Genomic DNA, 15,527 nt, shown 5'->3' with positions numbered 1-15,527 from the left:
CTGCAGGACCATTATCGCCTGCCGGCACGGTTCTTTGCATGCGTATCCGGTGCGCTCAACAGCCGACTTCGTTGATCGAATGACGGCCGGCGGAGCCTGATCCGCTTTTTCCCGATTTTCCAAAAGCATCCAAAAACGGACTTACCGCCATGAGCGCACCGCGTACCCTCTACGACAAGATCTGGGACGACCACCTGGTCGACGAACAGGCCGACGGAACCTGTCTTCTCTACATCGACCGCCACCTGGTCCACGAGGTCACCTCGCCGCAGGCCTTCGAAGGCCTGCGCATGAGCGGCCGCAAGGTCCGCGCGCCGGAAAAGACGCTCGCCGTCGTCGACCACAACGTTCCGACATCGGCCGACCGCCATCTCGGCATCAAGAACGAAGAAAGCCGCATTCAGGTCGAGCAGCTCGCCAAGAATGCCGCCGAGTTCAACGTCGAATATTATTCCGAGAACGACAAGCGCCAGGGCATCGTGCACATCATCGGGCCGGAACAGGGCTTCACCCTGCCCGGCATGACGATCGTCTGCGGCGACAGCCATACCTCGACCCACGGCGCCTTCGGCTCGCTCGCTCATGGCATCGGCACGTCTGAGGTCGAGCACGTTCTCGCCACTCAGACGCTGATCCAGAAGAAGGCCAAGAACATGCTGGTGCAGGTCGACGGCCTGCTGCCGGCAGGCGTCACCGCCAAGGACATCGTTCTTGCCATCATCGGCGAGATCGGCACGGCGGGCGGCACCGGCTACGTCATCGAATATGCCGGCGAAGCGATCCGCGCGCTGTCGATGGAAGGCCGCATGACGATCTGCAACATGTCGATCGAAGGCGGCGCCCGCGCCGGCCTGATCGCCCCCGACGAAGTCACCTTCGAATATATCAAGGGCAAGCCGCGCGCGCCGAAGGGCGAAGCGCTGGAACAGGCGATCGCCTACTGGAAGACGCTGCGGTCAGACGAAGGCGCTCATTTCGACCGCGTCGTCAAGCTGAACGCCGCCGAACTGCCGCCGATCGTCTCCTGGGGTTCTTCGCCTGAGGATGTCGTGTCGGTCCAGGGCATCGTACCGAATCCTGATGAAATCCAGGACGAGACGAAGCGTGCCTCCAAGTGGCGCGCGCTCGAGTACATGGGCCTCAAGCCGGGCACGCCGATGACCGACATCAGCATTGACCGGGTCTTCATCGGCTCCTGCACCAACGGCCGCATCGAAGACCTGCGCGCCGTCGCCAAGGTCGTCGAGGGCAAGACCGTTGCTTCGACCGTCAACGCCATGATCGTTCCGGGCTCCGGTCTTGTGAAGGAACAGGCGGAAGCCGAAGGCCTCGACAAGATCTTCAAGGCTGCCGGCTTCGACTGGCGCGAGCCGGGCTGCTCCATGTGCCTCGCCATGAACGACGACCGCCTGAAGCCGGGCGAACGCTGCGCCTCGACCTCGAACCGCAACTTCGAAGGCCGCCAGGGCTTCAAGGGCCGCACGCACCTCGTCTCGCCGGCAATGGCCGCCGCCGCCGCAATCGCCGGTCACTTCGTCGATATCCGCGAGTGGAATTGATCCGTCATCCGACGGAAGGACAATGAAAGCCGCCCGATGCGCTCTGCCTGCATCGGGCGGTTTTCGTATTTTTATGGCGGCCGCGCCTCATTTTCCGGGAGTTGTGGATCATGCCCCAGCGCATGAGCAATATCTGCGACCACGGCTTTGCCCCGACCAACGGATCGTCGAGCTGCAATTATTGACACAACGACTGGATGTCTCGTCATAGGCGGACGCCGCCGCGAGGATCTTCCTCGGAGCGGCCGCTGATCGGGAGGGCGGTCAGAAGGCCGCCGTCATCGGATCCGGTCCCATGCGGGCACCGGCGCTGTCGAGCTTGGCGATCGCCGCCATGTCATCGGCATCGAGCTTGAAGTCGAACACCTGGAAATTCTCCTCGATGCGCGACGGCGTCACCGACTTCGGGATGACGACGAGGCCAGTGTCGATGTGCCAGCGGATGATGACCTGAGCCGGCGTCTTCCGATGTTTCCTGGCGATCTCGCCGATGACAGGGTTCGAGATGAACTGCCCCTGGCCGAGCGGGCTCCAGGATTCGGTGGCGATGTTGAGTTTCTTGTGAACCTCTTGCGCCGTCTTCTGCTGGAAGTCGGGATGCAGCTCGATCTGGTTGATGACAGGAACGACGCCGGTTTCGCCGATGATCCGCTCCAGATGCTCGGGATAAAAATTCGACACACCGATCGAGCGGGCACGCCCCTCTTCCCTTATGCGCACGAACGCCTTCCAGGTTTCGGTGTAGAGGCCGCGATGCGGCGACGGCCAGTGAACGAGATAGAGGTCGACATAGTCGGAGCCGAGCTTTTTCAGGCTGCCGTCGAAAGCACGCAGCGTATTGTCGTAGCCCTGATCGGTGTTCCTGAGCTTGGTGGTGACGAAGATGTCCTTGCGGTCGAGGCCGGAAGAGCGGATGCCTTCGCCGACACCCTCCTCATTGTCGTAACCGGACGCCGTATCGATATGGCGATAACCGGCGGCAATGGCAGTGCGCACCGTCGGGGCGGCAATCTCCTGCGGCGTCTGCCAGACGCCGAGCCCGACCTGCGGAATGGAATGTCCGTCATGGAAAGTGATGATGGGTTGAGAGGTCACAATATATCTCCGGGAGTTTGAAGAATTGGACGAGGCATGATTTGCGCCCGCCTACAGCGCCGCGCGTCTTTTCAGACGCGCAAAGGACGCTGTAGCATTTTGAATGGCTGCGGGCGTCCCGGAACGCATCTCAGCCTGAGCGTTCGGTCACCTGAGAGATATAGGCAGCCGCATCCGGAAGACAATCAGACCACCCGGACAATCGTCCCCTTGCGAAGATGCGGCAGAAGGCGGCGCATGTCGCCGAGACTCACCGCCACGCAGCCGGCCGTCGGCTCGTAGCCCGGCCGGATGAGATGGAAGAAAATCGCCGAGCCGCGGTTGCGCGCCCGGCAGGAGATGTTCCAGTCCATCACCAGGCAGATATCGTAGAGTCCGTCGCTGCGCCGCATCTCCTCGTGGCCGGCGCCGAACGGCGCCCTGACGAGGCGGTTGTAGTTGGCATTGCCGGAATGATCGCACCAGAGCATATCGGCGCGGATCCGGTGGATGGGAAGTGCAGTGGCGAGCCGGCCGTTCCGCTCGCCGCGCCGGAAGCCTGATATCAGCTTCATCGATGTGATCGGTGTGGCGCCGTCGCCCTCGCGTTTCATCACGGTGCGGCCGGAGCGACCGATGGCAGCCGGAACAGTGATCGTGCCAATGCGCACGATCGCCCGGCTCTTCTTTCCCGGCGCCGGGCGCACCACGACCGTGGACGGCTTCATCCCCCGGCTCCGCCTTGCTTTTTCCATTTTTCTCGCATGTCTTGCATTGCTTGAGGCTTTAATTGAAATCATATGAAAACCTGCCCGGCAACAGCCCGCCGGCCGATCCTTGCCAAACCCGCAATTTGGCGTAGGACTAGGGGACCTAACATGAGGACGCAACGGCATGACCGCACGCACCATTCTTCTGGTGGATGACGACGAGGACCTTCGGCAGACGCTGACAGAGCAATTGTCGCTTTACGAGGAATTCACGGTTCTGCAGGAAGCCAACGCCGGCAAGGGTGTTGCGACCGCCCGTTCGACGCCGGTCGACCTCTTGATCATGGATGTCGGCCTGCCCGATATGGACGGCCGCGAAGCGGTGAAGCTCCTGCGCAAGGGCGGCTTCAAGGCACCGATCATCATGCTGACCGGCCACGATACCGATTCGGACACGATCCTCGGCCTCGAAGCCGGCGCCAACGATTACGTCACCAAACCCTTTCGCTTCGCCGTGCTGCTCGCGCGCATCCGCGTGCAGCTGCGCCAGCACGAGCAGAGCGAGGACGCGACCTTCACCGTCGGCCCCTATCTCTTCAAGCCGAGCCAGAAGCTGCTGACCACCGACAACGGCCAGAAGATCCGCCTGACGGAAAAGGAAGCGGCAATCATCCGCTACCTCTACCGCGCCGAACAGAAGGTCGTCACCCGCGACGTGCTTCTCGAAGAGGTCTGGGGCTATAATTCCGGCGTGACCACGCATACGCTGGAAACCCATGTCTACCGGCTGCGCCAGAAGATCGAGCGCGATCCCTCCAATGCCGAAATCCTGGTGACGGAAAACGGCGGTTACAAGATCATACCCTAGAGCATCTCGGTTTCTCCGAATCACGGAAATGCTCTATCTCTTTGTTTTCACGCAGTTCCGCACGCAAACGGCTACGCAGTTTTGTTGGAATTGCTCTAAGGCGAAAAGCCCGCATGGCGCTGACGGACGACATTCATCTGCTCTCGCAGCTTCCGCTGTTCAAGGACATGAGCGAGGACCAGCTGCGACTGATCGCCTTCGGCGCCGACCGGCGCATGATCGCCGCCGGCCAGATGCTGTTTCGCCAGGGCGCGCCGGCCGAGAGCGCCTATGTCGTCTTGAGCGGCAGCCTGGAACTCCGCACGACGAGCAGCGACGGCATGCAGCGCGCCGATGCCGTTGCCGGCCCCGGCACGTTGATTTCCGAGCTGGCGCTGGTGACGTTGGTCGAGCGCAAGTTCACCGCGATCGCGCGTGAGGACACCAGCATCATCCGCATCACCCGTGCCCTCTTCCACCGGCTGCTCGAGGAATATCCGGACGCGGCCCGTCTGATCGAAAATCGCATCCGCGACAATCTCGCCGAGCTCGCGGCCAAGGCCGCAAGCCAGTTCCACCGGTTCAGCTGATCCACGTTGGTGCGATCAGAAAAGCGTCAGTCGTGGACGAGGCCGTCGATCGCCGAGGCGAGCTTTGTGAGGTCCGCGGCATAGAAGCCGGCGGCGTTGAGACAGTTCGTCTCGAGCAGCCTCAAGCCCTCTTTGGTACGGCAGATATCAATGACATAGGCTGGGGAGTAGCCGGGATTGAGATCGGCCATGTGTTGCCCGAATTCGAGCGCGTCGTCATCGATTTCGTGGCGATGGATGACGCGCGATCCTTCTTTGTAAAGCGAATAGGTGACGATCCTGTCGTTGACGGCCCAGAGACGCCATTCGCGCAGGATGCTGACAGGCTTGGTGAACATCAGCAGCGTGTCGTGACGCAGCGATCCCGCCGGGATTTCATCTTCGTCAAGCGCGAGGACCCTCTCGGCCATACGGATGATCTCGCCGGCCGATTTCACGTTGCCAGGCTCCTCCTTGCTGTCGTCGACCGGACGCAGAAACCATTCCCGTCCATCGTCAGCCAGACGCGCGGGAACCTCGCGGAGCGTCAGGAACAACGCATCGGCGCCGTTGAGAAGGTAGGGATGCCACACCTTTTCCTCGACAAACGGACGCAGCTTGAACATGCCCGGCCGGTAGCCGTTCGCCTCGGCATTTCTCCACAGCGTGTAGGAACCGAACATCACCACGGCGCTGGGATCGGCGATAACCGGCTCGGGAATAAGCTCGCCGATGAACGGGACAACCTTGTGCCAAGTGTAGGAGATACCGAGCCGGTCGAGTGCCTCGGCCAGCTTGTGAGTATCCTCGAACTCCTGAAGAATCCACTGCATCAGAGATCGAAATGCGCCGTCACCGGCACATGGTCGGAGGGCCGGTCCCAGCCGCGCGCTTCCTTCAGGATCTCGATCCGCTTCAGGTGCGGCCCGAGATCCGATGAGGACCAGATGTGGTCGAGCCGGCGGCCGCGGTCGGCCGCTTCCCAGTCCTTGGCGCGGTAGCTCCACCAGGTATAGAGCTTCTCGCTGGCCGGTACGTGCTGGCGCATGAGATCGAGCCAGGCGCCGCGCTTCATCACCTCGAGCAGCCCATCGGTTTCGACGGGCGTGTGGCTGACGATCTTCAGCAACTGCTTGTGCGACCAGACGTCGTGTTCGAGCGGCGCGATGTTGAGATCACCCACCAGGATGGCCGAGGTATTGGCCTCGCCATTGGCCTTCAAGAGCTTCATCTCCTCGATGAAATCGAGTTTATGGCCGAATTTCGGATTGATCGTCCGGTCCGGCTCGTCGCCGCCGGCCGGGACGTAGAAATTATGCAGCCGGATGCGGCGGTTGCCGCGTTCGAAGATCGCCGATATGTGGCGGGCGTCGCCCACACCGCAATAATCCTGCCGGTGATCTTCGGTCAGCGGAATGCGCGAGGCGATCGCCACGCCGTGATAGCCCTTCTGGCCGTGGATGATGATGTGATCATAGCCCATGGCCCGCAAGGGTGCGGCGGGAAAGAGCTCGTTCGGCACCTTGGTTTCCTGCAGGCAAAGAATATCGGGCCTGTGCTTGAGAACGAGTTGCTCGATGATCGGCATGCGCAGCCGTACCGAATTGATATTCCAGGTGGTAATCGAAAAGCCCATGCGGCAAGCCCTTTCACGCTTTCATGAAAGGGCTTTAGAACAAAGGCGGACCGGAGGGAACCGGGCCGCGTGCAAAAGCGTCAGGAGATCAACCGAAAAGGCTCAGAGCATGATGCCGAAAAGTGTAAGCGGTTTTCGGGCGACATCATGCTCTAACTCTTTAATTTAGAACAGGATTCAGATTTTAGGCCGACCGGGCCTAAAATCATCCTGTTCTAGTCGCGTGAAGCTGCCGTGCCGGGAATGCTCTCATAGGGAACCCGGAAGACGCGATCATCGAACTGCACGCCTGTCTTGACGTTGAAGATCATCACCGAGGTGTCCTTGCCCTGATTGTCGGTGATCGTCCACTGGCGCAGGTCATAGGTTTTCGGATCGAACATCATGGTGATGGTCGAGTTTCCGAACACCGTATTGTTGCCGAGCGCGATCGTCGTCAGGTCCGACTCTTCCTTGACGCCCTTCACCATGCCGGCCGATAGGTCGATACGCTGGGCCAGCAACAGGCTGAGCGGGGTCTTGGAGAGCGGATAGAGATCCCAGGTCTTGAGCTTGGTATTGCCGATGGCGACATTCTTGCCGTCGGCGATCACCCGCATCGGCGATGGGTCGTCATAGTTGAAACGCAGCTTGCCGGGGCGCTGGATGAAAAATTTGCCGCCGGTCTGCTCGCCGCGCGGGCCGAACTGCACGAATTCGCCCTGCATCGTCGTGACGCCGGAGAAATGGTCGGCAATCGCCTGCGCCGTGCCGGAGGCGGGCGCCGCCGCCTGCGCGAGAGCACCGAAGGGAATGGCGCTTGCCATCGCAGCCAGGCCGAAAGCGCCGAGAAGATCGCGCCGCGTCATCGTCAGGCCGGAGAGGAAGGAATCGGAGTTACGCATCTAAATCTCCTTTATGCGATCTGCATGCTGCCGAAAGGCGGCGTCTTCAAGGCATTGCGATCGGCCCGCGAGAGGTAACGGCTTTGCTGCGATCGGGTTTCCGCAAAAGCGGCCATATCTGAAATATATGGCTGTTATCTCAGCGGTCGAGGATGTCGTCTTCTGTGGGAACGAGGATTTCGCGTTTGCCGGCATGGTTGGCCGGCCCGATGATGCCCTCCTTCTCCATGCGCTCGATCAGCGAGGCGGCGCGGTTGTAGCCGATGCCGAGCCGGCGCTGCACATAGGAGGTCGAGGCCTTGCCGTCACGCAGCACGACGGCGACGGCCTGATCATAGGGATCTTCCGAGTCCGAAAGGTTCGACGTGCCGGCAGGGCCGCCGCCACCGCCGCCATAGTCGCCATCCTCGTCGTCATCGGCGGTGATCGCATCGAGATATTGCGGCGAGCCCTGTGTCTTCAGGTAGGAGACGATCTCTTCGACCTCGACATCAGAGACGAACGGGCCGTGCACGCGCTGGATACGTCCGCCACCCGCCATGTAGAGCATGTCGCCCATGCCGAGCAGCTGTTCTGCGCCCTGTTCGCCAAGGATGGTGCGGCTGTCGATCTTCGAGGTCACCTGGAAGGAGATGCGGGTCGGGAAGTTCGCCTTGATCGTGCCGGTGATGACATCGACCGACGGGCGCTGCGTCGCCATGATCACATGAATGCCGGCGGCGCGCGCCATCTGCGCCAGACGCTGGACGGCGCCTTCGATATCCTTGCCGGCGACCATCATCAGGTCGGCCATTTCGTCGATGATGACGACGATATAGGGCATCGGCCTGAGGTCGAACTCCTCGGTCTCGTACATTGCTTCGCCGGTATGGCGGTCGAAGCCGGTCTGCACCGTGCGCGAGATCGCCTCGCCCTTGGACAAGGCCTGCTCGACGCGGGTGTTGAAGCCGTCGATATTGCGCACGCCGATCTTCGACATCTTCTTGTAGCGCTCTTCCATCTCGCGCACGGTCCATTTCAGCGCGACGACGGCCTTCTTCGGATCGGTGACGACAGGCGAAAGCAGATGCGGAATGCCGTCATAGACGGAGAGTTCCAGCATCTTCGGGTCGATCATGATCAGCCGGCACTGTTCCGGCGTCATACGGTAGAGCAGCGACAGGATCATCGTATTGATGGCGACCGATTTACCCGAGCCGGTGGTGCCGGCGACGAGCAGGTGCGGCATCTTGGCGAGGTCGGCGATGACGGCTTCGCCGCCGATCGTCTTGCCGAGCGCCATGGCAAGCTTGGCCTTGCTGCCGTCGAAATCGCGGGAAGCGATCAATTCGCGCAGAAAGACGGTCTCGCGCGTCTGGTTCGGCAGCTCGATGCCGATCGCGTTGCGGCCCGGCACGACGGCGACGCGGGCGGCAATGGCACTCATCGAGCGGGCGATATCGTCGGCAAGGCCGATGACGCGCGACGATTTGATGCCGGGCGCCGGCTCCAGTTCGTAGAGGGTGACGACGGGGCCGGGACGGACGTGAATGATCTCACCCTTGACGCCGAAATCCTCGAGCACGCCCTCAAGCATGCGGGCATTCTGCTCCAGCGCGTCGGCCGACAGCGTCGAATCGCGCACCACGTTCCTCGGTTCGGCGAGCAGGTGCATCGACGGCAGCTGAAAACCCTCGGGCCGAATCAACGAACCCTGCGCCTCACGCTCGACACGGGCGCCGGGTTTCGGCCGTGCGGCCGCGGGCACGACGCGAGGCTCCGGCTTGCCTGCGGCTTTCGCCGGTGCGCGGATCATCCAGTCGTCGTCATCGTCGTCGGGCAGGATATCGGCCGGGCGCGGCGGCATATCGGTATCGAAAGGCGGATCGTCGTCCTCATCCTCGTCGTCGATGGAAAGCGACGGTGCGGCGACGACGCGCCGCGGCGAAGCCGCCCTTGCCCCCATTGAAGGCTCCATCGACGGTTCCATGCGCTCGCCGCGCACGGCGGGCGCCTTGGCGCGGACCGGTTCGTTCAGCGTGCCGAACTCATCATCGTTGAAATCATAGGGCGATTCGAAATCGCCCTGGCGCCGCTTGCGCGGTCCCATGCCGAAGAGCCGGCGCAGCCGCCCTTGGCTCATGTACCAGGCATGTGTCATCGCGCCGCTGAAAGCGACCCAGCGCGACTCGTCCTCCTCGTCCTCATCGCCGACGACCCGCGCCTTGCTTGTTGTCTCGACGTAATCGTCCTCGATTTCGTCATCCGCTTCGCTGCGGCCGACGAGGCCCGATGCAAACAGCATCATCCAGGCGGTCGGCACCGCAAAGATGCAGCCGACGACCATGGCGAAGGTGCCGGTGGGATAGGCGCCGACGAAGAGCGCGGGAAAACGCAGGATCATATCGCCAACGACGCCGCCGATGCCGTTCGGGATCGGCCAGGTGAGCGGCGGCGGGAAACAGCCGATGACGGCGGAGGACAAAACCGAACCGGCAAGCCAGGCGCCGATGCGGGCGGGAATGCGGCTGAAGGGGCGGCCCGAGATCATCGTCAGCGCCCAAGCGACGATCGGCAGCATCGAAACGACGCTGGCAAGTCCGAGGAACTGCATGACGATATCGGCAAAGGCCGCACCGCTGTAGCCGAGGATATTCGTCGGCAGGTTGGCGGTGGCGTAGGAATAGCTAGGATCCGCGACGTTCCATGTCGCCAGCGCCGCGACGCAGAACGCCAGCAACAGAAAGATCGCAAAGCCGATGAGCGCCTGGATCTGCCGCAGCATGAATGCCGAGAAGGAGAACCGATCCGGACGGCCATCCATCGCCGGCGACGTGCTTCTTGCCATGTGTCTAACCCGTCCAATGCCTGAGGGCAGGCGAATCACCGAAGCTTCGCCATGCCAAAATGCGTCCGCTCTACCTAACCAGAGCCGGGTTAAAGCGATGTTAACCATGCGTGGCTGGACGTGCATTCCGAACAGGAAACCAAAAAAAGGCCCGAACCTTGAGAGGTCCGGGCCGAATGCGGTCTATGACAGCTTTTCCGGGTCTAACCCGGAAAAGCTCTAGATAGGCCGCGACGGGCCGTGAAGCGGCGCCCTTCTGCCGGGCGCCGCAAACCCCTTGATCAAGACGAGTGATATGCGGCTTCGCCGTGGGTCGAAAGGTCGAGACCTTCCCGCTCGGCCTCGACGCTCACGCGCAGGCCGACGACGACGTCGACGATCTTGTAGAGGATCGCCGAACCGATGCCCGACCACAGCAGCGTCGTCAGGACGCCCTTTGCCTGGTTCAGGACCTGGGTTGCGGTGCCGGCATAGGTGGCGGCGAAATCGGCCGTCGAATAGTCGACGATGCCTGCACCGCCCAGCGCCGGGTTGACGAGGATACCGGTGCCGAGAGCGCCGATGATGCCGCCGATGCAATGCACGCCGAAGACGTCGAGGCTGTCGTCGTAGTTGAACTTGTTCTTCACGACGTCGACGAAGAAGTAGCAGACCGGCGAGACGATCAGGCCGAGAACGATCGAGCCCATCGGGCCGGCAAAGCCTGCCGCAGGCGTGATGGCGACGAGACCGGCGACGGCACCGGAAGCACCACCGAGCATCGAAGCCTTGCCGCGGGCGAGGCTTTCGACGATGCACCAGGAGACGGCGGCGGCAGCCGTCGCAACGAAGGTGTTGATCATGGCAAGCGATGCGTAGCCGTTGGCCTCGAGGTTGGAGCCGGCGTTGAAGCCGAACCAGCCGACCCACAGCAGCGATGCGCCGACCATGGTCAGCGTCATCGAATGCGGAGCCATGATTTCCTTCTTATAGCCCGTGCGCTTGCCGAGCATGATGGCGCCGACGAGGCCGGCGATACCGGCATTGATGTGAACGACCGTGCCGCCGGCGAAGTCGATTGCACCGTAGGAGAAGATCAGGCCGGCCGGCGAGGTGTAGGAGCTCGGGCCACCCCAGAACCAGACCATATGCGCCATCGGGAAGTAGATGAAGGTGACCCACAGCACGACGAAGAGCATGACGGCCGAGAACTTGATGCGCTCGGCGAAGGCGCCGACGATGAGGCCGGGCGTGATGCAGGCGAAGGTCATCTGGAAGACGATGAAGGTGTATTCGGGAATGGCGACGCCCTTCGAGAAGGTCTCGACCAGCGACGAGGTGTTGACGCCGGCAAGGAACGCCTTGGAGAAGCCGCCGACGAAGCTGTTCAGCGAGCCGCCATCGGTGAAGGCGAGCGAATAGCCGTAGGTCACCCAGAGCAGCGACACGACGGCCGTGATCATGAAGACCTGCATCAGCACGGAGAGCATGTTCTTGGCGCGCACGAGACCGCCGTAGAAAAGCGCAAGGCCCGGGATGGTCATCAGCAGGACGAGCGCCGAGGAGACGAGCATCCAGGTGTTGTCACCCTTGTCCATCGTCAGAGCAGGAGCAGCGGCGGCAGCAGCGGCAGGCGCAGCCTCCTGGGCAAAAGCGACGGCCGGCGCCAGAAGCGCAGCCGTTGCTGCGCAAACCCGCGCAAAGGTGGAGGAAAACTTCGAGATTGACATTGAAAAAAGCTCCTTGGTCTGCCGTTCTTTACAGCGCTTCTGAATCGGTTTCGCCCGTACGGATGCGCACGGCATGGTCGATCGAATAGACAAAAATCTTGCCGTCACCGATCTGGCCGGTCTTGGCCGACGCCGCGATGGCTTCGACGGCCCGGTCGACGAGTTCGGATGCAACGGCGATTTCGATCTTGAGCTTCGGCAGGAAGCTGACCGCGTATTCGGTGCCGCGGTAGATTTCGGTATGTCCCTTCTGGCGCCCGTAGCCCTTCACTTCGGTCACGGTCAGGCCCTGAATGCCGATCGCCGTAAGCGCTTCGCGGACCTCATCGAGCTTGAACGGCTTGATAATAGCCATCACAATTTTCATCTGGTTTCCCATCCTTCGTTATCCTCGGCGCGGAGCCGACTCTCCTTGCCGCTGACGTTCCTGAACAGCGACCGGCGATATACATTCAAAGGACGTGCCAGATTCGAGACGTGGTGTAACTTATTGAAATATAAAGAATTTGTGAAACAACACCAATAAACAGGCAAATGATTGGCCAATAAGCGCACAAATAACGCGCAAATTTGGAAATATGCACACTATTTAATCATTTGCCTTTTTCCGAATCAAACCCTCCTGGGCGACGGAGGCGATCAGCACGCCCGCGCGGGTAAACAGGCTGCCGCGGGTCAACCCCCTGGCGCCGGAAGCCGAGGGGCTATCCTGCGTATAGAGCAGCCAGTCGTCGAGCTTGCAGGGCCGATGGAACCACATGGAGTGATCGAGGCTCGCCACCTGCAAGCTCTGATCGAAGATCGACGTGCCATGCGCATAAAGCGACGTATCGAGCAGCGTCATGTCGGAGAGATAGGCAAGCACCGCCGCCTGATAGCGCCGATCGTCGGGAACAGGCCCGGTCGCCCGCACCCAGACGTCCTGCCTGGGATCGAGCTTCCTGTCGGAGAAATAATGGGTCAGCGAGACAGGGCGGATCTCGATCGGCCGCTCGCGCTGCCAGTATGCCCGGATCGCCTCCGGCGCATGCGCGAGATACTGTTCCTTGATCTCCTGCTCGCCGAGCAGCGCCTCCGGCATCTGTACCTCGGGCATGGCGATCTGGTGGTCGAAGCCCGGCTCTTCCAGCTGGAAAGAGGCCGACAGCGCGAAGATCGCCCGGCCGTGCTGGATCGCGACGACACGCCTGGTATTGAAGCTCGATCCGTCGCGGATGCGCTCCACCTGATAGATGATCGGCACCGCGGGATCGCCGGGCCGCATGAAATAGGCATGCAGCGAATGGACGAAACGCTCAGCCTCGATGGTGCGCTGCGCCGCCATCAGCGCCTGGCCGATCACCTGCCCGCCGAAGACCCGCTGCCAGCCGGCCTGAGGACTGCGGCCGCGGAAGATGTCGACCTCGATCGGCTCCAGGTCGAGCGTCGCAAGCAGCCTCTCCATCGCCGAAGGCCCTGATGTTTCGCGCGTCATTTTGTATGCCTCCCGGCGGTAGGAAGTGAAGTGGCGATGATCTATATAGATCACATCTGAGGCACAAGGTACGGGAGCGGCGTGATGCTTGATATGCTGGTTGTGGGCGGGGGCTATGTCGGCCTTTCCGCTGCCGTTGCGGTCAAGCAGGCAGCACCGCATCTGAAAGTCTCGGTGGTCGAGGCCGCACCCGAGTATGCGTGGAAGAACGACACGCGCGCTTCCGCCGTCATCGCCGCCGCGGTGAAGATGCTCGAAATCTTCGGCATCTGGAACGAGATCAAGCCGGAAGCTCAGCCGATCACCAAGATGATCGTCACCGATTCGAGAACCTCCGACCCCGTGCGCCCGATTTTCCTCACCTTCGACGGCGAAGTGGCCGAAGGCCGGCCCTTCGCGCACATGATCCCGAATGTCGCCATGGTCGCGGCCCTGCGCGGCGCCTGCGACCGACTCGGCATCGACATCCGCCACGGGCTTGGCGCGACAGAGCTCAAAACTGAGGACAGCCATGCCACCGTCATGCTTTCGGACGGCAGCACGCTGGAATCGCGGCTGGTGGTTGCCTGCGACGGCGTGCGCTCGAAGCTGCGCGATCTCGCCGGCATCAGGACCGTCACCTGGGACTACGGCCAGTCCGGCATCGTCGCGACCGTCGAACATGAGCGACCGCATGAAGGCTGCGCCGAAGAGCATTTCCTGCCGGCCGGCCCCTTCGCCATCCTGCCGCTCAGAAACAACCGCTCCTCGCTGGTCTGGACCGAGCGCACGCATGATGCCGACCGGCTGGTCGCTGCCGACGAGTTGGTCTTCGAAGAAGAGCTGGAACGCCGTTTCGGCCACAAGCTCGGGGCGCTGAAGGTCATTGGCGACAAGCGCGCCTTTCCGCTCGGCCTGACGCTCGCCCGCGCCTTCGTCGCCCCGCGTTTCGCGCTTGCCGGCGACGCCGCCCACGGCATCCATCCGATTTCAGGACAAGGTTTGAACCTCGGCTTCAAGGATGTGGCGGCGCTGGCCGAAACCGTCGTGGAAGCCGATCGTCTCGGCCTCGATATCGGTTCGATCAACATTCTCGAGCGCTACCAGACCTGGCGGCGCTTCGACACCTTCCGCATGGGCGTGACGACCGACGTGCTGAACCGGCTCTTCTCCAACGACGCAATGCCGATCCGCGTCGCCCGCGATGTCGGTCTCGGCATTGTCGACCGGCTGCCGCGCCTCAAATCCTTCTTCATCGGCCAGGCGGCCGGAACGACGGCGAAGGACAACCCCCGCCTGCTGACCGGCCAGACGATCTAAAAACAATGATGAAAAGTGCTACTCGTCGAGGCGCCGCGCCTCGGACACCAGCATGATCGGGATGCCGTCGCGGATCGGATAGGCAAGGCGCGCCTTTTCCGAAACGAGCTCATTGTGCTCGCGGTCATAGGAAAGCCGGCCCTTGGAGAGCGGGCAGACCAGGAGCTCCAGCAGTTTCGGATCGACGCGGCTCAGTTTTTCGTCCATGGCCGAAGTTTACTGCAGAACCGTGTCGGAGTCACCGAAGACCCGCGCCAGCACGATTTCGGTAATGGCGATCAGCGTCTCGGCCCGCGTCTTCAGATCGGGCGCCTCCAAGAGAGCCTGTTTTTCGGCCGGTCCGAACGGCGACATCATGGCGAGCGAATTGACCAGCGTCAGATTGCTCGCCCGCTCGACGCTCTCCCAGTCGGCTTCCAGCTTGTTGGCATCGAGATAGGCTTTGAAGGCGGTGAGCAGGGCTGTGCGATCGACCGCCTCCTCCTCGTTCTCCGCCGAGAGGTCGGCGATGAAGGGCGCGATCCGGAAGGTGCGGAATGGATAGCTGGTCACCTTCTCCTCCAGCAGCCGGAAGCGGCAGACGCCGGTCAGCGACACGATATAGCGCCCGTCGCCGGTCTCGGCGAAGGAGGTGATTCGCCCAAGACAGCCGACGGTGGCGAGGCTGGGTTCGTGCCCCTTGTCCTCATGTTCGCCGAGCGCCGGCTGCACCATGCCGATCAGCCGGTTTCCGGCAAGCGCTGCATCCAGCATCGCCAGATAGCGCGGCTCGAAGATGTTGAGAGGAAGCTGTCCGGCCGGCAGGAGGAGGGCCCCGGGCAGCGGGAAGACGGCGATGGCATCGGGCAGATCGCCCGGCTTCAGGTATCTGGCATTACCGACTTGCATGAAACCGTCCCGCATTCTTGTAAACGGGCATGCCCGTTCTGACGAGAATGT

15 protein-coding genes are annotated in these 15,527 nt (G+C 62.1%); 4 read left to right on the top strand and 11 right to left on the bottom strand.

Annotated elements, in window-relative coordinates; translation table 11 throughout:
- Positions 1-149: 149 nt before the first annotated feature.
- Positions 150-1,559: a 3-isopropylmalate dehydratase large subunit gene (leuC, locus tag CO671_RS10775; RefSeq protein WP_097605900.1), complete on the top strand. Its 1,410-nt coding sequence runs from the start codon at positions 150-152 to the stop codon at positions 1,557-1,559.
- A gap of 264 nt (positions 1,560-1,823) precedes the next feature.
- On the opposite strand, the gene CO671_RS10770 is transcribed toward leuC, so the two are convergent.
- A complete protein-coding gene (locus CO671_RS10770) occupies positions 1,824-2,654 on the bottom strand; it encodes an aldo/keto reductase (RefSeq protein ID WP_097605899.1) in 831 nt (276 codons plus the stop codon).
- Positions 2,655-2,839: 185 nt separating this feature from the next.
- The gene (locus CO671_RS10765; protein ID WP_097605898.1) at positions 2,840-3,361 is read right to left on the bottom strand and encodes a L,D-transpeptidase family protein; all 522 of its coding nucleotides are present in this window, start codon (positions 3,359-3,361) and stop codon (positions 2,840-2,842) included.
- 166 nt (positions 3,362-3,527) lie between these two features.
- Between CO671_RS10765 and CO671_RS10760 the strand changes: the two genes are divergently transcribed.
- Positions 3,528-4,211, top strand: coding sequence for a response regulator transcription factor (locus CO671_RS10760; RefSeq protein ID WP_011427159.1), 684 nt, complete (start codon positions 3,528-3,530; stop codon positions 4,209-4,211).
- Between the two features lie 113 nt (positions 4,212-4,324).
- Entirely contained in the window at positions 4,325-4,780 is a 456-nt protein-coding gene (locus CO671_RS10755) for a cyclic nucleotide-binding domain-containing protein (protein WP_097605897.1), read from the top strand.
- Positions 4,781-4,806: 26 nt separating this feature from the next.
- Here CO671_RS10755 and CO671_RS10750 read toward each other — a convergent pair whose 3' ends face one another.
- The 7 genes from CO671_RS10750 to tesB all read right to left on the bottom strand — a co-directional run bounded on the left by CO671_RS10750 (position 4,807) and on the right by tesB (position 13,289).
- Complete coding sequence (locus CO671_RS10750; RefSeq protein ID WP_097605896.1) at positions 4,807-5,592, bottom strand: ATP-grasp domain-containing protein; 786 nt, start codon at positions 5,590-5,592, stop codon at positions 4,807-4,809.
- Positions 5,592-6,395, bottom strand: coding sequence for an exodeoxyribonuclease III (locus CO671_RS10745; RefSeq protein ID WP_097605895.1), 804 nt, complete (start codon positions 6,393-6,395; stop codon positions 5,592-5,594). Before CO671_RS10745 ends, CO671_RS10750 begins: the two co-directional genes overlap by 1 nt.
- Before the next feature lie 215 nt (positions 6,396-6,610).
- Positions 6,611-7,279, bottom strand: coding sequence for an outer membrane lipoprotein carrier protein LolA (locus CO671_RS10740; protein ID WP_097605894.1), 669 nt, complete (start codon positions 7,277-7,279; stop codon positions 6,611-6,613).
- Positions 7,280-7,418: 139 nt separating this feature from the next.
- On the bottom strand, positions 7,419-10,106 hold the full coding sequence (locus CO671_RS10735) for a DNA translocase FtsK (protein WP_097605893.1): 2,688 nt from the start codon (positions 10,104-10,106) through the stop codon (positions 7,419-7,421).
- Between the two features lie 281 nt (positions 10,107-10,387).
- Entirely contained in the window at positions 10,388-11,815 is a 1,428-nt protein-coding gene (locus tag CO671_RS10730; protein WP_064683862.1) for an ammonium transporter, read from the bottom strand.
- A gap of 28 nt (positions 11,816-11,843) precedes the next feature.
- Complete coding sequence (locus CO671_RS10725; protein WP_003543684.1) at positions 11,844-12,194, bottom strand: P-II family nitrogen regulator; 351 nt, start codon at positions 12,192-12,194, stop codon at positions 11,844-11,846.
- Between the two features lie 210 nt (positions 12,195-12,404).
- On the bottom strand, positions 12,405-13,289 hold the full coding sequence (gene tesB, locus CO671_RS10720; RefSeq protein ID WP_097605892.1) for an acyl-CoA thioesterase II: 885 nt from the start codon (positions 13,287-13,289) through the stop codon (positions 12,405-12,407).
- 84 nt (positions 13,290-13,373) lie between these two features.
- Between tesB and CO671_RS10715 the strand changes: the two genes are divergently transcribed.
- On the top strand, positions 13,374-14,588 hold the full coding sequence (locus tag CO671_RS10715) for a ubiquinone biosynthesis hydroxylase (protein WP_097605891.1): 1,215 nt from the start codon (positions 13,374-13,376) through the stop codon (positions 14,586-14,588).
- A gap of 18 nt (positions 14,589-14,606) precedes the next feature.
- Here CO671_RS10715 and CO671_RS10710 read toward each other — a convergent pair whose 3' ends face one another.
- Entirely contained in the window at positions 14,607-14,795 is a 189-nt protein-coding gene (locus CO671_RS10710; RefSeq protein ID WP_010034724.1) for a Trm112 family protein, read from the bottom strand.
- A 9-nt stretch (positions 14,796-14,804) separates the two neighbouring features.
- Positions 14,805-15,491 carry an LON peptidase substrate-binding domain-containing protein gene (locus CO671_RS10705; protein WP_170964961.1) on the bottom strand — a complete coding sequence of 229 codons (687 nt, stop codon included), beginning with the start codon at positions 15,489-15,491 and terminating at the stop codon, positions 14,805-14,807.
- Between the last annotated feature and the right edge of the window lie 36 nt (positions 15,492-15,527).

The organism is Rhizobium sp. M10, from assembly GCF_002531955.1.
GTDB classification, from domain to species: domain Bacteria; phylum Pseudomonadota; class Alphaproteobacteria; order Rhizobiales; family Rhizobiaceae; genus Rhizobium; species Rhizobium etli_C.
This window is presented reverse-complemented; position numbering and strand designations above follow the sequence as displayed.